We start from the raw sequence: 26,364 nt of genomic DNA on the forward strand, positions 1-26,364 counted from the left end.
GATTGGTGTTTACACGCCGGCAAACTGCTGGCTTTCTGTTTCAAATGCATTTTCCTCGATCTCAAAACCAAGGTCTTTGATCATTTGGTGATCTTGGTTAGATGCTTGACCGCTAGTGGTCAAATAGTCACCGACAAAGATAGAATTTGCCATGTAAAGCCCCATGCTTTGAAGCGTGCGAAGATTGTATTCGCGGCCACCGGAAATCCTGATTTCTTTTGTTGGATTCACAAAGCGGAACATGGCAAGGATCTTCAAGCATTTTAATGGAGTCAAATCATCCATGCCGGCAAGTTTTGTTCCTTCTATTGGGTGCAGGAAATTGACGGGGATGGAGTCTGCATCTAATTCTTTTAACGAAAAGGCCATTTCTACGATATCCTCCAGCGTTTCACCCATTCCGCAAATCACACCAGAACAAGGGGAGATTCCTGCACTTTTCAGTGTTTCGAGTGTGCGGATGCGATCTTCGTAATCATGTGTCGTGGTAATCTCGCTGTGATGTCCTTTGCTTGTATTGATATTATGGTTAAAGCGGTCCACGCCCGCTTCCTTCAAGAGTTTCGCTTGTGCATCGTTTACTAGCCCCAGACAGGCGCAGATTTTCATAGTATCTACTTCTTTTTTGATATCTTGAACAGCCTGCACCACTGTGTCCACGTCTCGATTTGTCGGCTTACGCCCGCTCATGACGATACAGTAGGTGCCGATTTTATTTTTCTTCGCTTCTTTGGCTCCGTCGACGATGATTTTTTTGCTGACAAGCGGATAGCTGTCAATTTCGGTGTCGGCTTTCATGGACTGAGAGCAGTAGCCGCAATCTTCTGGGCACAAGCCGCTCTTTGCGTTAATGATCAGGTTCAGTTTTACTTTTTTTCCGTAATAGTGTTTGCGGATATGAAAGGCTGCTTGAATAAGTTCTAATACATTGTCGTCGTCTTCGTTTAAAATTAGTAAGGCTTCTTCTGGTGTAATGTGATAGCCCTCTACCACTTTTTCTGCTAGCTGTTTCCAAGCCAAAGTAATCACTCCTATTGAGTTTTTGCATGAACTGTTGATTTCCGTTCTAGGCGCTTCGCTTTCCACGGGCGGTCCGGGAGCCTCCTCACTTCGTTGCGGGGTCTCCCCTGTCCCTTCCTCCCGTAGGAGTCTGCGCGCCTTCCACTACAATCAACAATGTTACTGTATATATGTAAACTTAATTACATTAAAAGTTTACATATAAAAGTGGCAGCTGACAAGGAAAAGCAGTAAATCTGATGGAAAATTGCAAATTGTTTTGTAAGCGGTTATAATTATTTTTCCGGCAAAAAAGAACAGAAAACCGTTGCGTACTTTGAAAAGGTTCCTTAAGGGATAGTTACCATGAATGGAGAAAAACTCTAGTTCATGGTTTTTTGCGTCCCTACAAAAACCTCGGGAGTGTGAAGAGTTTGGCAGAAATGAAGAAAAGACACCCTGATTTTGATCAGGAAGTGGAACGGCTTATCTTTACCAAAAAGTATATGGACATTGTCATCAAAGCAACAGAGTTGGATGAGGAATCCTTTAAATCTAGCTTTAAAGAAGCACTTGATGGCATCGATTTTAAAGACAGTAGTTTAAGTTATTTGAACATGCTCACCAATGCGAACATGCTCCAGCGAACGACAGAAGAGATCCGCAGCCTCAAGAAAATCTACCACAAGCCCTACTTTGCCAGAATTGACTACAAGCGGGCCGGCAAGGAAGAAGAGGAGGTCCTTTATTTTGGAAAGGCCTCATTATTTGACCGAGAAACCCAAGATCCAATTATTGTCGATTGGCGTTCCCCGATAGCCAATCTTTACTATGATGGCAGGCTTGGTGAAGTGGAGTACGAGGCAGAAGGCGAAACGTATGACGGCTATCTGTCCCTGAAACGTCAATATATTATGGAAGATGGCGAACTCCAAGACATAAGGGATGTTGATTTGACGACGACGGACGAGCTGTTACAAGAATCGCTATCCGGCAGTTCCAGCAACCGTCTGACTGATATCGTTTCAACCATTCAAGAAGAGCAGAACCGAATCATCCGCGCCGACTTAAATAAACCGATTATTGTTCAAGGAGCGGCGGGAAGCGGAAAGACGACCATTGCTCTTCACAGGATTTCTTATTTTATCTATACCTACCAGGATCAATTCCGACCGGAACAACTGATGATCCTCGCACCGAACAATCTATTCATCGATTATATTTCTGAAGTTCTTCCGGAACTTGGGGTGGACAGGATCTTACAGACGACTTTTATTGATTTTGTCTTAAGCTGCATCGGCAAAAAGGTGAAATTACGACCTCCGTCCGAAAAGTTGATGGGCTTCATTAACCACGTATATGAAGATCCTGAAATGATCCAATGGCTCGCAAGTTTCAAAGGTTCGTTAGAATTTAAGGACATCATGGACCGCTATTTATCTGACATCTTAGAAACACTCATTCCAACAGAGGATTTCTACCTGACTTCTAAATTCAAACTCTACACCGCTGAAAAAATGGAAAACTTGATTCGCAACGAATATACCTACCTCCCGTATTATCGCCGAATGGAAAAGGTGAAAAGTGTTCTCCAAAACTATGTACGTACAGAGAAAAAAGTACTCTTGCATAAAGTAGAGAGGTTTTACGACCAGAAGCTCGACAAGGCATTGTTCAATATGAACCTTGATCCTGCAAAACGGAAAAGCTATGTGACAAAAGCAATGGATAAAAAAGATGCCATGACAGAAGAAATAAAAAGGGAATCCAGAACAGCTGTTAACGCCTTTATCCGTAAGCTTCCTAAACACACACTTTTTCACTATTTTAAAGAGCTGGTAACAGACCGGACTACCTTTGCGAAGTATGCAAGTGATTATTTGGATGACTATCAGATTAAGTACTTTGTCGACTATCAAGTGAAATTACATAGACAAAAGCAGTATGAGCTAGAAGACTTGGCAGGGCTACTCTATTTGCAACACCATTTATATGGGATCGATAAAGATTTGCGTGCTCGAAATGTGGTCATTGATGAAGCGCAGGATTACAGTTATTTTCAGCTTGCGGCTTTGAAAAGTGCGTTGGAAACAGATATGTTCACCATTGTGGGAGACTTGGCGCAAGGGATCCATTCTTATCGCGGTATTCAGGATTGGAACAAGGTGAAGGAAGCAATTTTCCCAAGGGCTGCCTACACCACTTTGCAAAAAAGTTATCGTACAACAGTGGAAATCATGGAAACGGCCAATGACATGTTGAAGCTATTGCCGTTCGAACTTCCAAAAGTGGAGCCGGTGGTGAGGCATGGTGCGAAACCAATTTTTCATAAATGGTCTACATCTGGTGGTGTAGCTGAAATGGCGGGCACATTAGCGGCCGAAATAGAGACGTTATATAAAGACGGTCGAAAAACAATCGCAGTGATTGGCAAAACCGAGAAGGAATGTAAGAAAATAGAGGGGTTGCTTCGCAAGTATACAGACTTAAAGGTTCAATTGCTCTTGGAAAATGAAGAGATCAACCAGGAAGATGTCGTTATCGTCCATGCCCAGTTGGCAAAGGGGCTGGAGTTTGACGCTGTGCTGTTGTGCACGCTTGATGAGGTTTTCACAGAAACTGAAATTGACGTAAAGCTGTTATACGTGGCGATGACAAGGCCCCTGCATCATTTAAGCTTTTACGGAAATCACGAAGGAGACTTTTTGCTCGGGCATGTATCGGATGGGAAGGTTTTAATAGAAGAATAAAAGAGATGTGACAGAGCCTTTTTAGTTAGAGGCTCTGTTTTTATTTAAGATAAGAAAGCTTATAATCCGGTTGATTTCCGTTCCAGGCGCTTCGCTTGCCTGCGGGCGGTCCGGAAGCCTCCTCGGGCATTCGCCCTGTGGGGTCTTCCCTGTCCCTTCCTCCCGCGGGCGTCTGCGCGCCTTCCACTCCAATCAACTAGGTGACTTCATTCACTGAAGTGTTTAAAAAATTGCATATAACCAAGTTATCTGAAAAAGCATTTCCGATTCGTCCTAGTAGTTTCTAGCTGTGGATTGGAGCAAATGGGTGTAGACTCCAGCGGGGGAGTAACGGTAGGTTGAGACCCCTGAAGCGTTGTGAGGAGGCTCAAGGCACCGTCCCGCGGAAAGCGAAGACATTAGTGGAAAGGAACAGCGGCAGTTAACCAACATCTTTTGTAGCTGTTACTTCTTCAATCGCCCGCGTAACACCAAGACAACAACCCCAAGGGCAACCAAAGCCAAGATTACCTTTCCTGCCGTATTCCACTGCAGTACCTGATACACCGAGAATGCTTCTAACATCAAAGCCGGGACTTTCCCGACCGTACTTGCAACTGCAAACCCGACCAAGCTTATTTTACTTGTGGCCCCTGCCAATGTAACAAGTCCAGATGGCGCAAATGGGAATAGTCGTAAAGCAAGAACTAATAAAAATGCTTCCCTGCCACCTGTTTCCTGTAATTTCACCAGCCATTTATTTTTCATCAACGCATCCGGAGCGAACTTCTTAATGCCTTTTCGATACAACCAAAAGCTGACGACTGCTCCAATCGATTCCCCTAAAAAAGAAATCAACGTTCCCCACCAGAAGCCAAAGAATGCCAGGTTGGCAGCGGTTAGGAACACACTCGGCATAAAAGCGAGTATGCTTATGATGGTATTGAAAAGAATACTAAGAAGAATCGCAAATGGCCCGACTGCTGCAAACCATTCTAGAACTTGATCTTTCCACATGGGTATTTTACCTCTTTCACAGTTATTGTAAAATTATAAATCTATTCTCTTTACATACCGTATAGGGGTATGTTACTTTATAAGGGATAGGAGGTCAAGAACGATGGAAAACCTTCCAGTTGAAATAGTAAATGAAGAGTGTTGCCATACAGACAAAGGTGAACGGAAAAGTCACCATTCTGAAGAGCAAAAGAAGGCGTTGATATCGCGTTTGAACCGGATCGAGGGTCAGGTGCGAGGGGTTAAACGCTTGATTGAAGAGGACACCTATTGTGATGATGTGCTCACTCAAATCTCAGCAGTACAGTCTGCTCTAAACGGCCTTGGAAAAATGCTTTTAGAGGGACATATGAAATCCTGTATCGTGGAAAGAATTCAAGATGGTGATACAGAAGTGATAGATGAACTGTTAGTAACAGTTAAAAGACTGATGAAATAAGGGGAGATTAATATGGAACAAGTAACATTAAAGGTAAATGGTATGAGTTGCGGTCATTGTGTAAAGGCGGTTGAAGGAAGCGTTGGGGAACTTGAAGGTGTGAATTCAGTTAAGGTGGATCTTGCATCCGGGACTGTAGCAGTAGAATACAAAAGCGAGCAAGTAACAGTGGATAAAATTAAGGAAACAATCGACGAAGAAGGTTATGAAGTAGCATAATCCATCTGGTCAGATACGTGCTTTTCTTACGAGAACAGCACGTTTTATTTGGAAACTAATATACCCCCTGTGGGTATGAAGGAGGTCAGCGTGATGAGTGATCAAAAGAAAAAAGAAACCAGATTACAGATAACCGGTATGACGTGTGCGGCTTGCTCAACAAGGGTGGAAAGAGGGTTGAACAAAATGGCTGGAGTGGAAACGGCCAATGTGAACCTTGCCCTTGAAAACGCAGCTGTCACCTATGACCCGCAACAGGTATCTGAAAAAGAAATAGAGAAAAAAATCCAGGATCTTGGCTATGATGTCGTGAAAGAAAAAGCAGAATTTCTGATTACCGGCATGACGTGTGCGGCTTGTTCGAGCCGGATTGAAAAGGTGCTCGGGAAAATGGAAGGCGTTAATTCAGCCAATGTGAATCTTGCCTTAGAAAGTGGAACAGTGGAATATAATCCTTCCAAGCTAAAGCCAGCGGACATCATTGCCCGCATTGAAAAAGCAGGCTATGGTGCTACGGAAAAAGTAGAGAAGAGCGAAAGTGCCGAGAACTTCCGTCAAAAGGAATTGGATAAGCAGCAAGGGAAGTTTGTTTTCTCGTTAATTCTGACAATCCCGCTGCTTTGGGCAATGGTGAGTCACTTTTCCTTTACCTCTTTTATCTATCTGCCTGATATGCTAATGAACCCGTGGGTACAGCTCGCACTTGCGACCCCTGTTCAATTTTTCATCGGCTGGCAATTCTACACGGGTGCATATAAAGCGCTGAAAAATAAAAGTGCGAACATGGATGTATTGGTTGCACTCGGAACAACAGCGGCGTATGTTTACAGCTTGTATTTATCGATTGACTCAATCGGTTCAGATGCCCATATGGTCGAGCTTTATTTTGAAACAAGTGCAGTTATTATCACCCTAATTATTTTAGGAAAGCTTTTTGAAGTGAGAGCGAAGGGACGTTCTTCCGAAGCGATCAAAAAATTGATGGGACTTCAGGCGAAAACAGCCCTTGTTTTACGTGACGGAAAAGAAATAGAGATTCCATTGGAAGAGGTACTTGTAGGAGATATCGTGTCTGTTAAGCCAGGGGAAAAAGTTCCTGTTGATGGCGAGATTGTGGAAGGGCAATCAGCGGTGGATGAGTCCATGCTGACAGGGGAGAGCATTCCAGTCGACAAAAAGACCGGGGATTCCGTCTATGGTTCTACGATTAATAAAAACGGATTCCTGAAAATGAAAGCAACAAAAGTAGGCAAAGAAACGGCCCTTGCTCAAATCATCCGGATTGTAGAGCAGGCGCAAGGCTCCAAAGCGCCAATTCAACGTCTTGCAGATAAAATTTCGGGCATCTTCGTTCCAATCGTGGTTGGAATTGCGATCCTGACTTTCTTAGTTTGGTATTTTATCGTCGATCCTGGAAACTTCGCGCAAGCACTGGTGAACTTGATTGCGGTTCTGGTCATTGCATGTCCATGTGCGCTTGGCCTTGCAACCCCAACTTCAATCATGGCGGGATCGGGCCGTGCAGCTGAACTTGGCATTCTTTTCAAAGGCGGCGAGCACTTGGAGCAGACCCACCGCATTACAACTGTTGTGCTGGACAAAACAGGGACAGTGACAAATGGGGCACCTGTTTTAACAGATGTACAACTGGAGCCTGGTGAGGATGAAGCGACAATCCTTGCAATGGTGGGAGCAGCGGAGAAACAATCTGAACACCCATTGGCGCAAGCGATTGTCGAAGGAATCCAAGCAAAGGGTATCGAGTTTGGCTCTGTGGGCTCATTTGAAGCGATACCCGGCTATGGTATTGAAGCGGTCGTAGGGGAAGACACAGTGGTGGTTGGTACACGTAAATTAATGAACAAGCACCATGTAGCTGTCGAACATGCAGAAGAAGCCGTCCGCGAGCTTGAAACGAACGGGAAAACGGCTATGCTCATTGCGGTAAACGGAGAGTACAAAGGCATTATCGCGGTCGCAGACACAATCAAAGATACTTCAATACAAGCCGTTAAACGATTGAAGGATATGGGTCTGGAAGTAGTCATGATGACAGGTGACAACGAACGTACAGCCAAAGCAATTGCCCAACATGCCGGAATTGATCAGGTCATTGCCGAAGTGCTTCCGGAACAAAAAGCGGAAGAAGTCGCAAAGCTTCAAAAGCAAGGCAAGAAAGTGGCGATGGTCGGCGATGGTATCAATGACGCTCCGGCCTTGGTAACAGCGGATATCGGAATGGCAATCGGAACCGGAACAGATGTCGCGATGGAAGCAGCAGACATCACGTTAATGCGCGGTGACCTGAACAGCATTGCCGATGCCATTATCATGAGTAAGAAAACTATTACTAACATCAAACAAAATCTGTTCTGGGCATTTGCTTATAACTCCATGGGAATTCCAATTGCAGCGTTAGGCTTCTTGGCACCATGGGTAGCAGGAGCGGCGATGGCATTCAGTTCGGTATCGGTTGTATTGAATGCACTAAGATTGCAAAAAGTGAAACTCTAATAAGGTGGGAACACGATGAAAAAATGGATTGGATCTGCGCTTGTTTATCTGTTGTTGGTGGTCGGAGGCTATACGGCGTATTCGTTTTATGCAGGTGATGAAGTATCTCAAGGTGATGAAGGCAGTCATGAGGAGCATGTGGGTGAAGAGGCGCACGGTGAGGAAGAAGAGCATGGCGAACATGAAGAAGAGGGCCATGACGGTGGGCACGGCGACCATGAAGGAGAATCCTCCTCTAGTGAAGTTCAAGCAGACGTGAAGCTGGATGGTGAGGAAATGACCATTACCTTGACAGACCTTGATGGCAACCCAATGGATGAACTGGAAGTAAGTCATGAGAAACTGATGCATCTAATTGTAATCAGTGAGGATATAGAGGTATTCAAGCATTTACATCCAGAAAAGGTTTCTGATGGTGTTTTCACTGCAAATGCTGACCTGGAAGAAGGCATGTACCAGGCGTTTGTAGATATCAAGCCGAGTGAGCTGGAGTATGTAAATGAAGCCCATCCGGTGATGGTAGGGGAGCATGGTGGTCATGAAGATGAACATGTCCATTTAGAACCTGAAACAGAATGGACGAAGGAACAAGGGGACTATTCCGTAACGCTAGATGTAAATAATTTTTCGGTAAAAGAAAACGTGGTCCTTTCTTTTGAAATAGATGGGGCAGAGCCTGAGGATTATCTTGGTGCCCTAGGACATGTGGTCGTGGTGGATGAAGGTCTGGATGAGTTTATCCATGTGCATCCTCGCGAAGGAGAGAAGCCTGTATTTGAGGCCCACTTTAGCAAGCCTGGCATGTATAAACTATGGGCAGAATTCAAATTGGACGGGAAAGTTTACGCCTTCCCTTATGTGTTGGAAATCACAGAATAAAGGGGATTTGTTGCAATGGGAGAAAAACTGATTAAGCTTGCGGTCAATGGGGGCATTGACTTTGGGGCTAAGTTGAATAGTAAACAGCTATTGATGCTTGCGCGTTATATGGGAGATGATCAAGAGCTCGAAGTCACCACCTTTCAGCAGTTGTATGTCGATGTTCCAGAAGACAGGTTGGAAGAAGCGAAGGCAGACTTTTCAAGCGTCGGTCTCAGCTGCTATCCCGTCGGCAATTATGTCAAAAGCCTTCGCACCTGCAACTTCTGTAAGGGAGAGCTAGAAGAAGGGATGCCTGTGGCCAAGGAAATCAACCGCCGCATTGCCGGGAGAGCGGTTCCTTTCACCTTGAAACCTGCCTATACGGGATGTCCGGTCGGATGCGGGGAGCCACTGGTCAATGATATTGGCGTGATCAAACAGCACGGTGAACGATTCGACCTTTATGTCGGCGGCAAAGCGAAAGGACTGGACGCGAGAACCGGGTTATTGTTTGCAGACGGTTTGGAGGAAGACGCGCTTTATGGAATGATTGATAGATTGATAGACCTTTATGCTGCAGAAGGTAAAAAGCGAGAGCAATTTGCCAAGTTTGTCGGGCGTTACGGACTTGATGAGCTGAAAGAGAAGGTTATGGCATAGGAAGTGGAGTGGTAGTAGTGCTCATGGAGCCAGCGGATGAGTTTGATGGTCCGCTGGTTTTTTGTTTTTCATTTCCACCCTCCAATGTAACTTTTTTACATCCGCCTCGTCTAACCGTATAAAAGGGGGCAATTACATGAAAAAAAAGGTAATTATCTTTTCTTCTATTATAGTAAGCCTGGCCGTCATCTTTACGTTCATCTATCAATCAAGAGAACCTTTTGCGGTCAATGGCACCGGCAATCCCTACTCCGAAAAAGACACTCAAACCGTACTCTCAGATAAAAAATGGTTGCTGACTTTTACAAAAGAGTTCAAGCAGGGAAGCATCAAGGAAAATGAGTCGATCTATGTGACGGATAAGGACGGCAAGAAGGTGGAGACCGTCTTAGAAGTTAACGAAGACTTTGTCGCGCTATCTCCCCCAGAAGGTGGGTATGATCCAAGTAAAGGACCGTATGAGCTTCACATCAGCGGAGAAATTGAATCGGTGGATGGCAAAACGCTAGGAAAACAAAAGAAAATAAAATTCACTGCTATGAAACAATTACCGACGGTTACTTCCAACAAAGAGCTCAACTCATTGTTTACCGCACTTCTCGAACAAATGAAGCAAGAGCGGGAAGAAAGTAAACAGTTTTTTAGCTTTGGTAGGAGCGGAGATGAATCAACATCATCTTCTGAGGATAGCGACGGAGCTGCAAATGCCGATATGGCCGCTGAAAGTGAATCTAGCGGTGGTTCAGACGGCCACTCCGAAACGAATGTTCAGGTTCAAGGAGTGGATGAAGCGGATATTGTCAAAACAGATGGCGACTTTATCTACCAAACAACCGACCAAAAGTTGAAGATTACAAAGGCGGAACCTGTAAAAGAAATGACCGTTCTGACAGAGCTCCGATATAAAGACTTTAATCCCTACCAACTGTTTTTGGATGGCAACCAGTTAGTGGTCATCGGTCATTATTGGGATGAAAAGATGGTGTATGACGGGTATGGATATAAGGGTAGTGAAGGCGATATGATCATGCCGATGCATGAGGCAACGAAAGCTATCATCTATGATATTACAGACCGATCAAACCCAACAGTCCAAAAAACAGTAACCCTAGAAGGGGGTTATGTTTCCAGCAGGAAGATTGAAAACCATGTTTACTTGATTACGAACAAGTATGCAGACTTTTGGATGCTTGAGGAGCACCCTGAGGCAGATTTGAGACCGCGGGTATCCGATACACAGGGGGAGGAAGAAGGAGAAATGGAGGGGGTTCCATATGAGGATATCCGTTATTTCCCTGATTCCACAGAAGATAATTTTATGACCATAGCCTCCATCAATTTGAACCAACCACAAGAGGATGCGTCCATTACAACCTATGTCGGCAGTGGAAATCAGATTTATATGTCAAAAGAAAACCTGTATGTCGCGGTGCCGAACTATGGGTATGGGCCGAACTGGGCGAATAATGAAAGTACGGAAGTTTATAAATTTGCCGTCGATGGCACGAGTGTGGAATTCCGGGCCAATGGAGCCATCCCGGGTCATCTTTTAAACCAATTTTCCATGGATGAATATAAAGGACATTTCCGAGTGGCAGCAACCAAAGGGCAGGCATGGGATGAAAACTCGCCGTCAAGCAACCACCTCTTTATTTTGGATGAAAGTATGAATGTGGTCAGCAGCGTAGAGGACCTGGCAAGGGGCGAGCGTATCTATTCTGTCCGCTTCATGCAGGATAAAGCATATGTGGTGACGTTTAAGGAAGTAGATCCGCTTTTCGTCTTTGACCTGAGTAACCCTGCTGAGCCAAAAGTGCTTGGTGAGTTAAAAATACCTGGATTCAGTAATTACTTGCACCCTTATGATGAAAATCATCTAATTGGTTTTGGGTATGATACGAAGTTGGAAAAAGATCAGTGGGGAACAAGAGTGATGACAAACGGAGTGAAAATATCCTTGTTTGATGTGAGTGACCCGACAAATCCTCTGGAAAAACATACAGAGATTATCGGCGGGCAATCTACCCATTCCCCATTAAATCACGATCATAAAGCACTTCTTTTCAATAAAGATAAGGATGTTTTTGCATTTCCAATTACCAAGTATAAAGAAAACCAAAAGGATGGTAGCTACCGTCTCGATTTTGAAGGGGCGATGGTATATGGGATCGACCCGGAAAAAGGATTCACCTTGCACACCAAAATATCGCATCAGCCAGAAAATACCCTATACGAGGACTGGGAGAACATGGTCCAACGTATTCTCTACATCGATGACCACCTTTACACGGTTACACCAAAAGAAGTAAAGGCGACAAAAATTACATGGTAGTAGAGTGAAGAGAAACTTGAATTATTCAAAAATCAGGTTGATTGGAGTGGAAGACGCGCAGACTCCTATGGGAGGAAGGGACAGGGAAGACCCCGCAGGGCTTGCCCGAGGAGGCTTCCGGACCGCCCATGGAAAGCGAAGCGCATGGAACGGAAATCAACCCGATCATGCACCAATAATGATTTGAGAGAGCGACTCACCCCGCTCTCTTTTTTTTACAAAAATGCAGGAAATAATGACAAGATTCGCCGGCATTTTATTTCCTAGGAAAAGAAACTTGTCGAAAATAATCTAGGCATTTAGGTTTGCACTCTACACGCCTGTGGAATGACATTCATATATTAAGGAAAAAGATTTTATCTTTTCCACCTACTTAAATGGACGAAGCAGTTTCGAATTCTTGTATGTAGGTGCTATAATGAAATAATTGAAGTAAGGACATAAAGTATAAAATACCTAAAATATAAAACAGATCATCTCTTTGAGGGGGAAGCAATATGAAAACAAAATTGCATTTATTATACGGCGGGAAATCAGCGGAGCATCAAGTTTCCTTACAAACAGCATTGGCTGTGACAAAGGCTTTAAATACAGATAAATTTGAAGTATATCCGTTATACATAACGGAATCAGGCGAATGGAAGCGGGGCGGCTTGTTGAACGGGCCAGCAGAGAGCGTACACCAATTAAAGCTGGAAGAGGGCGGCACAACCATCGCACCTCTAGCATTGACTAACGAAGAAGATACGGAAGAGACTCAAACAGTCGTGTTCCCTCTATTACATGGACCGAATGGAGAGGACGGAACAGTTCAAGGAATGTTGGAACTTTTAAACCTTCCTTATGTAGGAAATGGTGTGTTGGCATCATCTGCTGGAATGGATAAAGTTATCATGAAAAACCTTTTCGACCAAGCAGGACTGCCACAAGTGGGCTATGTACACTTCCTTCGTTCTGAATGGGAAAAGGCTGCAGATGCAACATATGAAAAAGTAGAATCTGAGCTTGGGTATCCATGCTTTGTTAAGCCTGCAAACTTAGGATCAAGTGTTGGGATCAGTAAAGCGAAAAACCGCGAAGAACTGGAAACAGCTTTCCGTGAAGCGTTCGACTATGATCGCAAAATCATTGTGGAGCAAGGCCTGGAAGGTGCCCGTGAAATCGAGATTGGCGTACTTGGTAACGATGAGCCGGAATGCTCTGTGATTGGAGAAATTGCTCCTAAGACCGAATTTTATGATTACAAAGCAAAGTATGAAGATGGCGATACGGCCATGATCATTCCTGCGGAGATCAGTGATGAGGTTTATGAGCAAGTAAGAGCAATGGCGATCACTGCTTTTAAAGCAATCGATGGAGCAGGCCTTGTGCGCGCAGACTTCTTTTTAACAAAAGAGGGTAAACTGTATATTAACGAAGTCAACACGATGCCTGGTTTCACTCCGTTCAGCATGTTCCCATTATTATGGCAGCATACTGATGTGTCCTACCCAGAACTAATCGAAAAACTAGTAGGATACGCACAACAACGCCACGCAGAAAAACAAAAAATTAAGCATACATTTTAATAAAAGAGATTTCTCCAGTAAATGGGAGTGCAAGGTGTGAGACTCCTACGGGGGTAATGGTTGGTTGAGACCCCGCAGGCGAAGCCGAGGAGGATCAAGCATAGTCCCGTGGAAAGCGAACACCTGGAACGGAAATATACAGGGAGTTAAACGAAACACACAATAAGCAGATAAACAGGCAGGGGTTGGGTCATCACGAGAAAAGGTCTAAACAAGTGATGTCAGCCCCTTCTCTGTGTAAAAAGAATAGGAGGGACAACCAAAATGATTAAAAGAACACTTAAAGAAATACAAGAAATGGCGCAAGGCCAGCCGATCTCTTCCGAATACAGAGACATCGTAGTAGAGGGCGTTTCAAAAGATACACGTGAAGACATGAGCGGGAAATTGTACATACCGATTATCGGAGAGAATTTTAACGGCCATGCATTCGTCCGCGACGCAATCGAGAAAAAAGGTGCTGTGGCATCCTTCTGGCAAAAAGATCAACCAGAACCACCAGCAGACCTAAACCTGATATTTGTGGATGACACCATCGAAGCATTGCAGCACCTTGCAAGCAGTTATCGGAATGAAATCGGTATGAAAGTTGTGGGGATCACCGGAAGTAACGGCAAAACCACCACAAAAGATATGGTCACTTCTGTTTTGGAAACAACATTCCGCGTGCATAAGACGGCTGGAAACTACAACAACCATATTGGCTTGCCGCTAACGATTCTTTCTATGAAGGAGGATACGGAAGTAGCAGTGTTGGAAATGGGGATGAGTGGCCGCGGAGAAATCGAATTGCTTTCTAACATTGCGAAGCCTGACGCTGCCGTTATCACAAATATCGGGGAGTCTCATATGCAGGACCTTGGTTCTCGTGAAGGGATCGCGGAAGCTAAACTTGAGATTGCTGCCGGCCTTAAGCAAGATGGCAAGCTAATCATCAATGGAGATGAGCCGCTTTTGACAGACAGAGTTGGAGGCAAGACCAACGTTATTCCGTTTGGTTTGAAGGCTAACAATGACTATCAGGCAAAGGACATTATGTTAAAAGGCAGAGGCACTCATTTTATAATAGAAGAAACAGAGTACTTCATCCCGGTACTTGGTGCCCACAATGTGACAAATGCCCTTGCTGCCATCATCGTCGGAGAGCTTTTCGGTGTGTCTGAGGAAAATAGGAAAAAAGGCTTGGAGCAACTTGTCATCACTGGTATGAGGAATGAAGTGGTGGAGACTTCCGGCGGCTGGACGGTCATTAATGATGCCTACAACGCAAGTCCTACTTCCATGAGAGCAGCACTGGATTTGTTGGGCAGCCTCGACGGATACGGGAAAAAGATTGCCGTGCTTGGTGATATGCTGGAACTCGGTGACATGGAAAAGACTTTTCACCATGAAATTGGGCAATATGTAAAAGAAAAGAATGTGGATTATGTCTTCACTTTCGGTGCCCTCGGCATGGAGATCGCAAAAGGTGCCCAAGAAGTGATGGAATCTTCTCGTGTTAAACCGTTCATGAACAAGCAAGAGTTAACCCGCGAACTGCTGCCGCTTTTAGAATCCGGTGATGTGGTGATGGTAAAAGGATCACGGGGCATGAAATTAGAAGAAGTTATTGAAGGTATCAAGTAATTCTTTCTTTTCAAAGGAATACAAAGTTCTTTAAAAGAGAAAATTAATAGTAAGCGTTCTGCAATTACTTAAATTGGTACGGAAAGAAAAATATTTTGCCGATATATTCGGCAGAGGAGCGCGATTGAAAGCGTAACCTCCTATAAGTTGGCATTAACCTTTATTGCTATTTAGTAGCCAAAGTGTTATGATAACAGGTAATGTGTTTAATATGTCTACTTATAAAGATTAGGCAAGCGCTCAGCCGCGTGCCTAATTTATTAATTTGTATAGATAAAGGAGTAGGAATAATTTGGCGTTATTTAAAGAATTAGGTTTATCAGAAGATATCATGAAGTCTATCGACAGAATGGGGTTTGAAGAAGCTACCCCTATCCAATCGGAAACGATTCCTGTAGCATTAACTGGTAAAGATGTTATCGGTCAAGCTCAAACAGGTACAGGTAAAACGATTGCATTCGGTCTTCCATTGCTTGAAAATGTAGATGTGACAAACGACTCCATTCAAGGTATCGTTATCGCACCGACTCGTGAATTAGCTATCCAGGTTGCTGAAGAAATTTATAAAGCTTCTTACCATAAACGTGCTCGTGTTCTTTCCGTATTTGGAGGACAGGACATCAGCAGACAGATTCGTTCATTGAAAAAGAACCCTCACATCGTAGTTGGTACTCCAGGTCGTTTACTTGACCATATCAACCGTAAGACTCTTCGTCTTCAGAATGTGAACACGGTTGTTCTTGATGAGGCAGATGAAATGCTGAACATGGGATTCATCGAGGATATCGAAAAAATCCTTGCTGAAACACCAGAAAAGAAACAAACATTACTTTTCTCTGCTACAATGCCTGCACCAATCCGTGCAATCGCTGAGCGTTTCATGAGCGAGCCTGTAAATGTAAAGGTACAAGCGAAAGAACTAACAATATCCAACATCCAACAATTCTACGTGGAAGTTCCGGAAAAGAAGAAGTTTGACACATTGACTCGTCTTCTTGACATTCAATCTCCAGAGCTTGCTATCATCTTCGGCCGTACAAAGCGCCGTGTAGATGAGCTATCTGACGCATTGAACGTGCGCGGATACTCTGCAGAGGGAATTCACGGTGACCTTTCTCAAGCGAAGCGTATGAGCGTACTTCGCAAGTTTAAAGAAGGTTCCATCGATGTACTTGTTGCAACAGACGTAGCAGCTCGTGGACTTGACATCTCTGGTGTAACACACGTTTACAACTTCGACATCCCACAAGATCCTGAAAGCTATGTTCACCGTATTGGACGTACAGGTCGTGCTGGTAAGAGCGGATTGGCGATCACATTCGTTAGCCCTCGTGAAGTTAGCTACTTGCACCATGTAGAACGCGTAACAAAACGTAAAATGGATAAATTGAAGGCACCAACTCTAGACGAAGCACTAGAAGGCCAACAAAAAATGTCCATGGAAAAATTAACGCAAGCTGTTGAAGCGAAAAACCTTGGTTTCTACCGCAATGCAGCGGAACAATTATTAGAAGAGCACGATGCAATAACACTTGTATCTGCAGCTCTAAAATTGTTCACTAAAGAGCCGGACGAAACTCCAATCCGTCTTACGGAAGAAGCACCAATGCACTCAAGAAGAGGCGGCGGCGGTGGTGGTGGCCGTGGCGGCGACCGTAACCGTGGTGGCGGAAAGAGCGGCGACCGTAAAGGCGGCTGGAACAAACGCTCCGATAGCCGTGGCGGCAAGCCAGGCGGCGGTTCTGGTTCAAGAGACGCAAACGCTAAGCGCCAAGGCTACAAACGTTCTTCTCGTAAAGAGCGCGTATAATTAACTTTTAACTTGCAGAAGCTCGAGAACTGACTGGGATAACCGGTTGGTTTTCGGGCTTTTTTTGTTGTGGGTGGGGGTTGGGGGGTTAAGCACTTTATCATAGTGGTGAAAACTGTAAATATAAGGGTTCTATACGCCCGAACAGCCGCCAAACCCGGGCTAAATGTCTAATAGAGGGGCTCTATACGCCCGAACGACCACCAAATCGGGCTGAAATGTCCAATAGAACGGTTCTATACGCCCGAACAACCCCACAATCCGGGTAAACTGTCCAATAGAACCCATATAAATTCCAGTTCCCTTAATTTTCAACCAACTCCCTCCCCATCCTTGAGAACCCAACACCCCACCCCCAAAAAGAACAAATCTCCCCTCACTTGGGCATACTACCTCTAAACAAATCCTAACCAAAAGGAGGGCCCGCACCACCATGACCATCGTAAAACTCGGCTACGTCGCCATGAGCGTGCAGCTTACTAACGCTTCCCCGTCCAAAACGATGACCTTTGCCCAGTTCAGTAAACTTAAGGACCGGGAAGCGGCAATCGCAAAGCTTGAACGCATATCGATTGAAAACCTGGAAAATTGCCTGCGTCTCCTCAAGCACAATGTCGCTAATGATATTCGTTTTTTCCGGTTCAGCTCCAAACTGATTCCGCTCGCAAACCATGAAGAGGTGAAAGACTGGAAGTTCATGCGGCCTCTTAAAGAAATCCTGTCCCAAATCGGTGACTATATCGAAGAGAACCCGATGCGTGTAGACTTTCACCCGGATCATTTTGTGCTGCTCAATTCTAAGAAAAAGGAAATCATCAACCAGACCATCAAGACGCTCAGTATGCATCGCTCTCTTTTAAAAGGAATGAGGGTTCCCACCCAGCACCGTTGTGTTCTGCATATAGGTGGGGGCTATGATGACAGGGAGTTGGCACTGGAGCAATTTATCCATAACTTTGCGCTTGTTCCGCAGCCAATTCAGGAAATGCTGATTCTTGAAAATGATGATACGACATTCCACTTGCGGGATGCTTTATATGTTTGTGAAAAACTCAATGTACCGCTCGTTTTTGATTACCATCATCACCTTGCGCATTTTGAGGAGGAAGCAGAAGGATGGGTGCAGGATTGGGAGAGGGTAGTGCAAACGTGGGAGCATTCACCGCTGCCTGTGAAAATGCATATTTCAAGCCCGAGGGACGAGAAGAACTTCCGTGCCCATGCCGATTATGTGGACCCTAAAATGTTTATGGATTTCCTCCAAGGCATCAAAGGAAGTGTGCCGGAAATCAATTGTATGATTGAGGCGAAGAAAAAGGATGAGGCACTTTTTCAGCTTATGGAAGAGATGAAAAGTTATCCTGAAATAGAGATAATTGATGGGGCGTCCTTCAAAATTAAATAGAATTTTCCAACAGAGGGCATCCATAGTATACTAGGAAAAGCGACAGCTAGAATGTGATTTGGAGGGAGAGCAAATGAGGCCGGAGCCTAAACAGATGATAGATAGAAAAGCGTTGTCGGTATGGAGGATCTCCGCCGCACTGAATTCCATATTTTACGTCCTGCTTTTTGTAGGATTTTGGTTTATACAACGTTCCTTCGAATTCCCTTGGTGGACACTGCTAATTGCGGGGGTTCTTTTTGTACTGATTTTCATATTTACCGTCATTATTTTTCCGTCGATGCAGTGGAAGCGCTGGCGTTTTGAAGTGCATGAACATGAAATTGACTTGCAGCATGGCATTTTTATAAAAAAGAGAACGTTGGTGCCGATGGTTCGTGTGCAGCACGTTGATACGCGTCAGGGGCCAATTTTGAAAAAATTCCACCTCTCCACGGTACTGATTTCAACCGCGGCAACCATTCATGAAATACCGGCTCTCGATGAAGAGCAGGCAGATCAAGTCAGGGATTACATATCAAGGCTTGCGAGGGTGACAGAAGATGATGTCTGAGAAAAAGAGGATGCATCCTGCCGCCATCGTTGTAGCTTTTTTCAAACAACTGCGTGAGCTTTTGTTTCCGATTATTATTTTCGTATTCTTTGGAAGTAGTTCGGGGGAAGGTTTTTTCGGGATTATTTACATAGCTGTAATGGTCTTGTGGTTTGCAGGATTAATCGCAATCGGTGTGATCTCTTGGTATCGATTTTACTATTGGATAGAAGACGGTGAGCTGCGCATGGAATACGGTGTTTTCGTGAAAAAACGCCGGTTCATCCCGCAAGAAAGAATTCAAACCTTGGATACTTCGGAAGGAATTATCCAGCGGATCTTTGGTTTGGTGAAGGTGCAAATCGAAACAGCTGGTGGCGGAACGGAAGCGGAAGCAAGTTTGACGGCTGTTACAAAGGATGAGGCAAGCAGGCTGAGGGAAGCTTTATTGTATTACAAAAATAAAGCGGAAGCGCTGGGAGAAAACTTAGAGGTCTATGGACCGAAGCTGCCGATTCAGCAGGAACCAAACGAGGAGCCTGTAGAAAAGCCAACATATAAAGCATCTTGGAAGACACTTTTTATTGTGGGAACAACTTCCGGAGGGATCGGTGTAGTGCTGTCAGCGGTTATCGCGTTCACATCACAATTCGATCAAATTGTCCCATATGAGGATATCATCGACCGTTTCGGGATGGTCTTGCAGACAAGTGTGTATTTCATTGCCTCAATCGTTTTTGTTGTATTGTTTATGTCGTGGCTCATCTCTATTGTGATGACCATGTTTAAATACGGGAATTTCACTGTCACCAAACAAAATGATGAACTTCAGATTTCGAGAGGGATCATCGAAAAGCGGCAATTGACGATTTCCTTGAAAAAAATACAAGCAATTAGAATTTCACAAAATATCCTAAGACAACCTTTCGGATATGCGACCGTTTATGTGGAGAGTGCAGGGAGCTCGGGAGGAAAAGAGTCTGATTTTTCCACGATCCTTTTTCCGTTGTTGAAGGTTTCCGAAGTGGAAGCTCATTTGAAGGAGTTTGTCCCGTCCTACCTTCTTACACAAGAGGTTCACGGTCTTCCGAAGAGGTCGGTGATTCGATATCTTATCCGCTTAATGGTACCGGCAGCGCTGCTGTCCATTCCGATCGCCTATTTCTTTCAACCGTATGGATATCTTGCCTTTTTGTCGGTGGCGGTTGCCGGATTGCTAGGTTACAGCCAATATAAGGCTGCGGGTTGGGCGATGGAAAATGAGCAGCTTCAACTTTCTTATCGCCATTTAAGTAAAAACACTGTCCTTGTCCGGAAAAAAAGAATTCAATCTTTTGAGCTGCGGGAGTCTTTTTTTCAGGGAAAAAGAAAGCTTTTTACGATCAAAGCTGCCATTAAAACCGGTCTTGGAGGGAAGAATTTTCAAGTGGTGGATGTGGAGCAGCAAGACGGCGAACAGATTTACGAGTGGTATTCTTATGAAAAAAAGCAAGGGGATGTCATGTGATGTGACAACCCTTGCTTTTGTTTTTTAAAATGGAATTACATAAATCTTGAAAGAATGCCGAAAAGCACTAATGCGCCTAAGACGATCCAAAAAATATTTTGCTTTCCGCTCCGTGGTGCACTCGGTCTGCCGATATTCGGGAATATGGCGCGCAAGGATCTAGGTGATGTCGCAGGCCCTCTTCCAAGGAAGAAGGGTGCTAACACGGTACCGGCAAAGAATCCGAATAAGTGCGCGATAACATTGATATTGGAGTTCAAGAAGGTCATCACAAGCCCGACTCCTAAAATGGTCAAGATAACTTGTGAATTTGCTCTATCCAATAGGTCTGGTCGTAAGAACACCATATAAAAATAGAGGCCGAAAATCGCAAAAATGGCACCCGAAGCCCCAAGATGACTGTATATGTCAGGTTTTAATAGTAAGGTGGCAACGTTGACTAGAATTCCACCTAGCAAATAGAAGGTAATAAATTTCGCTTTTCCCAGCATCCGCTCTACGGCAGGTCCGAACAGGACGAGCGATAGGGAGTTAAATAAGAAGTGAGTCAGACTGGCATGTAGGAAAATAGGGGTAATCAGCCGCCACCACTCTCCTTGCCATATAAACAGGTTGAATCCGATGGTAAGGTTTAAGAGCGTTGGAGAAAATTGTACAACCAGCCAAAGTATAAGGTGGATGGCAACAATTGTGGTAATAATAGGATATAATCTTCTAAAAGTACGAAAGTTTTCCGTTCGGACGAACATCCGCTTCACCCCTTGTTCTTTAAATTAGCTCTTTTCAGATTATCATGTTAGCACCTAAAAGTCTTTTTAGGAGAATCAGAAAATATATCATTACTATATGAAGGAGGTTGGTCAAAGTATGATTATCGGAACTGGAATCGACATTGTGGAGCTTGCCCGCATCGAGAAATTGATGAACCGCCAGCCTAACTTTGTGAATCGTATCCTCACACCGCTAGAAAAGGAGAGGTTCTTATCATTAAGTGAAAAACGAAAAGTAGAGTTCCTCGCAGGTCGTTTTGCTGCAAAGGAGGCCTTTTCCAAAGCGAAAGGAACCGGAATAGGGAAGGATCTCAGTTTTCAGGACATGACTATTGTTTCCACAGAAAAAGGGAAACCGTACTTTTCCGAGCCTGAAATGACAGACGGTAATGTCCATTTGTCCATATCCCACAGTGAGAAGTATGCCATCGCGCAAGTAATTATCGAAAGCTTGTCAAGCTAGTCTGCATAATCCCCGAAACTGGCTCATATACATAGTTCAGAAAGGAGACAAGGTGTACAAGTAGAGGTTCAGCCTACCTGCGTCTGGAGGGATGGTCCGGTATCTCTGCACTCTCACTTTTCTCTAAGATAATCATGTAATGAAGGCAAAGGGGATGAATAATTTGAGAAAAGCATGGCTATTGGTAGTGGTTGGCCTTGTGAGTATCCTTGTTCTCGCAGGGTGCGGTACGAAATCGAAAGAAGATGTAACAGCTTCTCTTGGTGCGAAAGTAGAAGAGATGAAGGGGTATGAATCGAATGCAAAAATGACCCTTCAAACTGGCGCGGAGCCACAAGTGTACGAGGTGCAAATCGGGCATAACAAACCGAACTTTTACAAAGTGAATTTGAAAAATGCGGAAAAGGATCAAAGCCAGATCATCATCCGCAATGACGAAGGTGTATTTGTCTTAACGCCGGCGCTGAACAAGAGCTTCCGCTTCCACAGCGAATGGCCGCAAAACAGCAGCCAAGCCTATCTGTTCGAATCGCTTGTGAATGATATCAAAAATGATCCGGAAGCAACATTCACCGCTACAGAAGAACATTATGTATTTGAAACGAAAACAAACTATCAAAATAATAAGCTTCTTCCGACTCAGGAAATTACTCTGAGCAAGAAAGACTTGTCACCTGTTTCTGTGAAGGTAATGGACCCGGATAAAAAGCCATTGGTGCTAGTGGAGTTTTCTGACTTCAAATTTGATGCAAGCTTTGACGCTGATGCTTTTGATGTGAAAAAGAACATGACTGGTGCCCGTGCGAGCCTGGAGTTGCCTGCATCTGGACCTGTTACAGAAGAGTCTGATGAGTTTTCGGCTATGACACCGCTTGATACGCCTGCCGGTACGGATCTTAAAGAAGAAACCGTCGTGGAAACAGCGAACGGAAAACGTGTCGTCATGACGTATGAAGGCACGAAGACCTTTACGTTGATCCAAGAGAAGGCGCGTAACTCGGAGGTTCCGACATCCCAGCTTGTCAATGGTAACCCGGCAGACCTTGGCTTCACAGTCGGTGCCATGACAGAAAACAGCCTAACATGGACCTACCAAGGCGTAGACTTCACCCTAGCATCCAAAGACCTCACCCAAGAAGAAATGCTCATGGTCGCACGCTCCGTCCAAGGCGCAGCCATCAAATAGTTCAACACCAACCAGCAGGCCCGTTGCAGACGGGCCTGTATATTTTTTTGTGAAAAGGGGTCAGACCCTCACAGGAATTTCGCCCTCCGTGTCGAAGGGGCTTTCTTCACATGACTTTGGGGGATTTTTTCGTTATGATAGGAACATATTAATTTGAGGTTGTAGATAGGTAAAGGAAGTGCTAAGGAAGATGTCGAGCTTTCATCGGGATACTTGGGTTGAGGTAGATTTGGATTGTATTTATGAGAATGTGCAGGCGATACAGGAGCATGTGACAAAGGATGTCACGGTAATTGCGGTCGTTAAGGCGAATGCTTATGGGCATGGAGATGTGCAAGTGGCAAACGTGGCGTTGGAAGCTGGTGCGAAGTATCTTGCTGTTTCTTTTTTGGATGAGGCGATGTCTTTAAGGCAGCAAGGAATAACGGCACCGATCCTTGTGCTTGGTGCTTCAAGGGTTTCAGACCTGCCGCTTGCTGCGAAAGAGAATATCACACTCACCGTTTTTCAAAAAGAATGGGTGGAAGAAGCGACTTCTGCATATCAGGGCACGAAATCGGTTAAACTGCACCTGAAGCTTGATACTGGGATGGGAAGAATCGGGGCGCGAACACAAGAAGAAGTCGCCCAAATACTAGAGAGGATTGACAAAGCCGCTAACCTGCAAATTGAAGGGATTTACACCCACTTTGCTACCGCAGATGAGTTGCAAACGGATTATGTGGAACATCAGTTTGAAAGGTTTCACGCATTGTTAGATCAAATCACAAATCAATACAGCATCCCAATGATTCATTGCGGAAACAGTGCCACAACGCTAAGGTTTCCAAAAAGGATCTTCAATGCGGTGCGTGTTGGGATAGCGATGTATGGATTAACGCCATCACCGGAAATGGAACCAGAACTGCCTTTTCCGCTAAAAGAGGCCTTTTCCCTTCATACCAAACTTGTACATGTAAAAAAACTATCCATTGGAGAAAGCGTCAGTTATGGGGCTACCTACACCACGAAAGAAGAAGAGTGGATCGGAACGGTGCCGGTTGGCTATGCGGATGGATGGATTAGAAAATTGCAAGGAATGAACATTCTTGTAGATGGGAAACTCGCACCAATTGTTGGAAGAATATGCATGGACCAGTTTATGATTAAATTGCCCCATGAACTTCCAATTGGAACCAAGGTTACGCTTATAGGAGAACAGGACGGCAAAAAGATCAGCTCGAACGATGTGGCTGCCAAGCTTGACACCATTAACTACGAGGTGCCGTGTATGATCAGCTACCGTGTGCCCCGCATGTTTTTGCGTAATGGGAGTATAATGGAAGTGAGAAACTATTTGCAAGACAAACCATTAGAATAGTAAATGGTAATTTTCTGCATAAAAAAGGGTTTATATAGTGATAATAGAGAAGAATTCGCTAAATGGACTTTGCAATTATCGGCAATGATGGTATTATGGAATATGGAATAGTATTATGTGTCTGTAGTTCTTGGAGGTGTATGCTGTGTCTGAATCCAGCGCAACAACTGAAATCTTGATTCGATTACCTCAAAACTTAGTGTCGGAATTAGATGGTTTGGTAAAACAAGAAAACGGCAATCGAAACGAATTAATCTTTCAAGCAACAAAGATGTATCTTCGCGAGCGCAAAAAGCGTCAGATTCGCGAGTCCATGAGACGTGGCTACATGGAAATGTCTAAAATCAATCTAAACATTGCATCTGAAGCTTTTTTGGCTGAATATGAGGCGGAGCATACGGTTGAACGCTTAGTAAGCGGGGGGTAATCATTTGATTGTCAAACGCGGTGACGTTTATTTTGCTGATTTATCCCCGGTTGTTGGGTCTGAGCAAGGAGGCGTTCGACCAGTACTTGTCATCCAAAATGATATCGGAAATCGTTTTAGCCCGACCGTTATAGTAGCTGCCATTACTGCTCAAATCCAAAAAGCCAAACTCCCAACACATGTAGAGATCGATGCGAAGCGTTATGGTTTTGAACGTGACTCTGTTATCCTGCTCGAACAAATTCGAACAATTGATAAACAAAGATTAACGGACAAAATTACTCATCTTGACGAAGAGATGATGGACAAAGTGGATGAGGCGCTTCAAATAAGCTTAGGACTTATTGACTTTTAATATTTGAATCCGTTTATCGATAAGAAGCTATTCACAAGCGCGTGAGTAGCTTTTTTATTTTGTAGCTATGTGAACCCTAGCTGTTGATTGGAGCAAAAGGCGTAGACTCCTGCGGGGGAGTAGCGGCAATGTTGAGACCCCTGAAGCGTTGTGAGGAGGCTCAAGGTCGCCACGCGGAAAGCGAAGCCGTTTGCGGAAATCAACAGCGGTGTTGTACAAGTTCCACACTCATTTCTAAGAAGATACCACCATAATTAGGTAAATAAACCACAATTATGGGTGAAATGGGTATAAACATATTTGACTTTTAAAACAATTAAAATTTATAGTTGTATTAGTATAGCTGAAATTATTTGTCGAATTTATAAATATATCTATTACCGAAAAAAGGAGCCGGGATAATGAATCAAAACATAATCACGTATATTGATGATAACCGAGAGACTATTTTTAACCAATGGATCGAAGGCATGGATGAAATCGGCGAAAAGAAAGAATTGAAAGCCATCTCCGAAAAGGTGTACCTTAGCACAAGCAGAGAATACATCAATTTATTATTGAGCAACATTAGTAAAGATATGGACAACCTTTCTGTGGTATTAACCGATTTTGCCGAGAAAATTGTTCGATTCGGTTGGCCTCTCATTTATGTGACAGAAGGTCTTTCATTATTCGGGAAGATTGTATTTGAGGGAATGACGAAAGATGAAACGGACGATAGCCAAAAAGTCACCCTGATGTATGATTTTGATCAATGGCTCCGACCGGTCTATAACGAGATTGTAAAAACGTATACAGGTTCATGGGAACATACAGTGTCTATGCAGAAAATCGCATTACAAGAATTGGCTGCTCCACTTATCCCGGTATTTGATAAAATCTCTGTCATGCCGCTTGTGGGTACAATCGATACGGAACGCGCAAGACAAATCATGGAAAACCTCCTTCAAGGTGTAGTGAAACACCGTGCAGAAGTGGTCTTAATAGATATCACGGGTGTACCGGTTGTCGATACGATGGTAGCGCACCATATTATTCAGGCTGCTGAAGCGGTAAGACTTGTGGGTGCAAAATGCTTATTGGTTGGAATTCGTCCTGAAATCGCACAGACTATCGTCAACTTGGGTATTAACCTAGATCAGATTATTACGAAGAACTCCCTGAAAAAAGGGATTGAGACAGCGCTTGAAATGACAAACAGAAAAATTGTGACTGCGGGGGATCCAGAGTGAGAATACCTATATTAAAGCTTCACAATTGCCTATTAATTTCGATTCAATGGGAACTAGACGATCAAACTGCGTTGCAATTTCAAGAGGATCTTCTAAATAGAATACATGAAACAGGAGCAAATGGAGTGGTCATAGATTTGACCTCCGTTGATATGATTGATTCATTTATTGCAAAAGTGCTTGGGGATGTGATCAGCATGTCGAAACTTATGGGAGCGCAAGTCGTTCTGACAGGGATTCAACCTGCTGTAGCCATCACTTTAGTGGAACTCGGAATCCAATTGGATGAAGTGTTCACAGCACTAGATTTAGAAAAGGGTCTAGAGAAATTACAACAGGAATTGGGGGAGTAA

Annotated in this window: 23 protein-coding genes; 20 read left to right on the plus strand and 3 right to left on the minus strand. The window is 44.2% G+C overall.

The window, feature by feature from the left end; translation table 11 throughout:
* Positions 1–9 precede the first annotated feature (9 nt).
* On the minus strand, positions 10–1,020 hold the full coding sequence (gene bioB, locus K7887_RS01435) for a biotin synthase BioB (RefSeq protein ID WP_223491866.1): 1,011 nt from the start codon (positions 1,018–1,020) through the stop codon (positions 10–12).
* Between the two features lie 422 nt (positions 1,021–1,442).
* Between bioB and helD the strand changes: the two genes are divergently transcribed.
* Positions 1,443–3,749 carry an RNA polymerase recycling motor HelD gene (helD, locus tag K7887_RS01440; RefSeq protein ID WP_223493556.1) on the plus strand — a complete coding sequence of 769 codons (2,307 nt, stop codon included), beginning with the start codon at positions 1,443–1,445 and terminating at the stop codon, positions 3,747–3,749.
* Between the two features lie 444 nt (positions 3,750–4,193).
* Here helD and K7887_RS01445 read toward each other — a convergent pair whose 3' ends face one another.
* Positions 4,194–4,745 (minus strand): TVP38/TMEM64 family protein, encoded by a 552-nt coding sequence (locus tag K7887_RS01445; RefSeq protein WP_223491867.1) that lies wholly within the window; start codon positions 4,743–4,745, stop codon positions 4,194–4,196.
* A gap of 103 nt (positions 4,746–4,848) precedes the next feature.
* On the opposite strand from K7887_RS01445, the gene K7887_RS01450 reads away from it, so the two are divergent.
* The 12 genes from K7887_RS01450 (at position 4,849) to K7887_RS01505 (ending at position 20,218) form a co-directional block, all read left to right on the plus strand.
* Positions 4,849–5,184 (plus strand): metal-sensitive transcriptional regulator, encoded by a 336-nt coding sequence (locus K7887_RS01450; protein ID WP_223491868.1) that lies wholly within the window; start codon positions 4,849–4,851, stop codon positions 5,182–5,184.
* Positions 5,185–5,196: 12 nt separating this feature from the next.
* On the plus strand, positions 5,197–5,403 hold the full coding sequence (copZ, locus tag K7887_RS01455; RefSeq protein ID WP_010195133.1) for a copper chaperone CopZ: 207 nt from the start codon (positions 5,197–5,199) through the stop codon (positions 5,401–5,403).
* A 93-nt stretch (positions 5,404–5,496) separates the two neighbouring features.
* Entirely contained in the window at positions 5,497–7,917 is a 2,421-nt protein-coding gene (locus tag K7887_RS01460; RefSeq protein ID WP_223491869.1) for a heavy metal translocating P-type ATPase, read from the plus strand.
* A gap of 15 nt (positions 7,918–7,932) precedes the next feature.
* Positions 7,933–8,796 carry a hypothetical protein gene (locus tag K7887_RS01465; protein WP_223491870.1) on the plus strand — a complete coding sequence of 288 codons (864 nt, stop codon included), beginning with the start codon at positions 7,933–7,935 and terminating at the stop codon, positions 8,794–8,796.
* 15 nt (positions 8,797–8,811) lie between these two features.
* Positions 8,812–9,438: an NAD(P)/FAD-dependent oxidoreductase gene (locus K7887_RS01470; RefSeq protein WP_223491871.1), complete on the plus strand. Its 627-nt coding sequence runs from the start codon at positions 8,812–8,814 to the stop codon at positions 9,436–9,438.
* A gap of 136 nt (positions 9,439–9,574) precedes the next feature.
* Complete coding sequence (locus tag K7887_RS01475) at positions 9,575–11,770, plus strand: beta-propeller domain-containing protein (RefSeq protein WP_223491872.1); 2,196 nt, start codon at positions 9,575–9,577, stop codon at positions 11,768–11,770.
* 497 nt (positions 11,771–12,267) lie between these two features.
* Entirely contained in the window at positions 12,268–13,338 is a 1,071-nt protein-coding gene (locus tag K7887_RS01480) for a D-alanine--D-alanine ligase (RefSeq protein ID WP_223491873.1), read from the plus strand.
* A gap of 264 nt (positions 13,339–13,602) precedes the next feature.
* The gene (locus K7887_RS01485; protein WP_223491874.1) at positions 13,603–14,964 is read left to right on the plus strand and encodes a UDP-N-acetylmuramoyl-tripeptide--D-alanyl-D-alanine ligase; all 1,362 of its coding nucleotides are present in this window, start codon (positions 13,603–13,605) and stop codon (positions 14,962–14,964) included.
* 292 nt (positions 14,965–15,256) lie between these two features.
* On the plus strand, positions 15,257–16,774 hold the full coding sequence (locus K7887_RS01490; RefSeq protein ID WP_223491875.1) for a degradosome RNA helicase CshA: 1,518 nt from the start codon (positions 15,257–15,259) through the stop codon (positions 16,772–16,774).
* Positions 16,775–17,207: 433 nt separating this feature from the next.
* Complete coding sequence (gene uvsE, locus K7887_RS01495) at positions 17,208–18,179, plus strand: UV DNA damage repair endonuclease UvsE (protein WP_223491876.1); 972 nt, start codon at positions 17,208–17,210, stop codon at positions 18,177–18,179.
* Positions 18,180–18,252: 73 nt separating this feature from the next.
* Positions 18,253–18,732: a PH domain-containing protein gene (locus K7887_RS01500; RefSeq protein WP_223491877.1), complete on the plus strand. Its 480-nt coding sequence runs from the start codon at positions 18,253–18,255 to the stop codon at positions 18,730–18,732.
* Complete coding sequence (locus tag K7887_RS01505; protein ID WP_223491878.1) at positions 18,722–20,218, plus strand: PH domain-containing protein; 1,497 nt, start codon at positions 18,722–18,724, stop codon at positions 20,216–20,218. The genes K7887_RS01500 and K7887_RS01505 overlap by 11 nt, the downstream gene beginning before the upstream one ends.
* A gap of 35 nt (positions 20,219–20,253) precedes the next feature.
* Here the strand turns inward: K7887_RS01505 and K7887_RS01510 are convergent, their stop codons facing one another.
* Positions 20,254–20,967: a rhomboid family intramembrane serine protease gene (locus K7887_RS01510; protein WP_223491879.1), complete on the minus strand. Its 714-nt coding sequence runs from the start codon at positions 20,965–20,967 to the stop codon at positions 20,254–20,256.
* A 118-nt stretch (positions 20,968–21,085) separates the two neighbouring features.
* Here K7887_RS01510 and acpS point away from each other — a divergent pair, with 118 nt between their 5' ends.
* The 7 genes from acpS (at position 21,086) to K7887_RS01545 (ending at position 26,364) form a co-directional block, all read left to right on the plus strand.
* On the plus strand, positions 21,086–21,451 hold the full coding sequence (gene acpS, locus K7887_RS01515; protein WP_223491880.1) for a holo-ACP synthase: 366 nt from the start codon (positions 21,086–21,088) through the stop codon (positions 21,449–21,451).
* Positions 21,452–21,614: 163 nt separating this feature from the next.
* Complete coding sequence (locus tag K7887_RS01520; protein ID WP_223491881.1) at positions 21,615–22,637, plus strand: LolA family protein; 1,023 nt, start codon at positions 21,615–21,617, stop codon at positions 22,635–22,637.
* A 190-nt stretch (positions 22,638–22,827) separates the two neighbouring features.
* Positions 22,828–23,997 carry an alanine racemase gene (alr, locus tag K7887_RS01525; RefSeq protein WP_223491882.1) on the plus strand — a complete coding sequence of 390 codons (1,170 nt, stop codon included), beginning with the start codon at positions 22,828–22,830 and terminating at the stop codon, positions 23,995–23,997.
* 145 nt (positions 23,998–24,142) lie between these two features.
* Complete coding sequence (locus K7887_RS01530) at positions 24,143–24,424, plus strand: CopG family ribbon-helix-helix protein (protein WP_010195162.1); 282 nt, start codon at positions 24,143–24,145, stop codon at positions 24,422–24,424.
* 4 nt (positions 24,425–24,428) lie between these two features.
* Positions 24,429–24,779, plus strand: a complete 351-nt coding sequence (gene ndoA / locus K7887_RS01535) for a type II toxin-antitoxin system endoribonuclease NdoA (protein WP_010195163.1) — start codon at positions 24,429–24,431, stop codon at positions 24,777–24,779.
* Positions 24,780–25,180: 401 nt separating this feature from the next.
* Positions 25,181–26,011, plus strand: a complete 831-nt coding sequence (locus K7887_RS01540; RefSeq protein ID WP_223491883.1) for an RsbT co-antagonist protein RsbRA — start codon at positions 25,181–25,183, stop codon at positions 26,009–26,011.
* The gene (locus K7887_RS01545) at positions 26,008–26,364 is read left to right on the plus strand and encodes an STAS domain-containing protein (RefSeq protein WP_010195165.1); all 357 of its coding nucleotides are present in this window, start codon (positions 26,008–26,010) and stop codon (positions 26,362–26,364) included. Before K7887_RS01540 ends, K7887_RS01545 begins: the two co-directional genes overlap by 4 nt.

Source organism: Sutcliffiella horikoshii (assembly GCF_019931755.1).
GTDB classification, from domain to species: Bacteria; Bacillota; Bacilli; order Bacillales; family Bacillaceae_I; genus Sutcliffiella_A; species Sutcliffiella_A horikoshii_E.

What these genes read in the sequence shown, in the direction of transcription:
- copZ (WP_010195133.1), top strand. Translation starts at nt 5,197, where the DNA reads ATGGAACAAGTAACATTAAAGGTAAATGGTATGAGTTGCGGTCATTGT.
- K7887_RS01500 (WP_223491877.1), top strand. Translation starts at nt 18,253, where the DNA reads ATGAGGCCGGAGCCTAAACAGATGATAGATAGAAAAGCGTTGTCGGTA.
- alr (WP_223491882.1), top strand. Translation starts at nt 22,828, where the DNA reads ATGTCGAGCTTTCATCGGGATACTTGGGTTGAGGTAGATTTGGATTGT.
- K7887_RS01470 (WP_223491871.1), top strand. Translation starts at nt 8,812, where the DNA reads ATGGGAGAAAAACTGATTAAGCTTGCGGTCAATGGGGGCATTGACTTT.
- uvsE (WP_223491876.1), top strand. Translation starts at nt 17,208, where the DNA reads ATGACCATCGTAAAACTCGGCTACGTCGCCATGAGCGTGCAGCTTACT.
- K7887_RS01450 (WP_223491868.1), top strand. Translation starts at nt 4,849, where the DNA reads ATGGAAAACCTTCCAGTTGAAATAGTAAATGAAGAGTGTTGCCATACA.
- K7887_RS01445 (WP_223491867.1), bottom strand. Translation starts at nt 4,745, where the DNA reads ATGTGGAAAGATCAAGTTCTAGAATGGTTTGCAGCAGTCGGGCCATTT.
- K7887_RS01460 (WP_223491869.1), top strand. Translation starts at nt 5,497, where the DNA reads ATGAGTGATCAAAAGAAAAAAGAAACCAGATTACAGATAACCGGTATG.
- K7887_RS01465 (WP_223491870.1), top strand. Translation starts at nt 7,933, where the DNA reads ATGAAAAAATGGATTGGATCTGCGCTTGTTTATCTGTTGTTGGTGGTC.
- acpS (WP_223491880.1), top strand. Translation starts at nt 21,086, where the DNA reads ATGATTATCGGAACTGGAATCGACATTGTGGAGCTTGCCCGCATCGAG.
- K7887_RS01510 (WP_223491879.1), bottom strand. Translation starts at nt 20,967, where the DNA reads ATGTTCGTCCGAACGGAAAACTTTCGTACTTTTAGAAGATTATATCCT.
- helD (WP_223493556.1), top strand. Translation starts at nt 1,443, where the DNA reads ATGAAGAAAAGACACCCTGATTTTGATCAGGAAGTGGAACGGCTTATC.
- K7887_RS01485 (WP_223491874.1), top strand. Translation starts at nt 13,603, where the DNA reads ATGATTAAAAGAACACTTAAAGAAATACAAGAAATGGCGCAAGGCCAG.
- K7887_RS01475 (WP_223491872.1), top strand. Translation starts at nt 9,575, where the DNA reads ATGAAAAAAAAGGTAATTATCTTTTCTTCTATTATAGTAAGCCTGGCC.
- K7887_RS01540 (WP_223491883.1), top strand. Translation starts at nt 25,181, where the DNA reads ATGAATCAAAACATAATCACGTATATTGATGATAACCGAGAGACTATT.
- K7887_RS01480 (WP_223491873.1), top strand. Translation starts at nt 12,268, where the DNA reads ATGAAAACAAAATTGCATTTATTATACGGCGGGAAATCAGCGGAGCAT.
- K7887_RS01505 (WP_223491878.1), top strand. Translation starts at nt 18,722, where the DNA reads ATGATGTCTGAGAAAAAGAGGATGCATCCTGCCGCCATCGTTGTAGCT.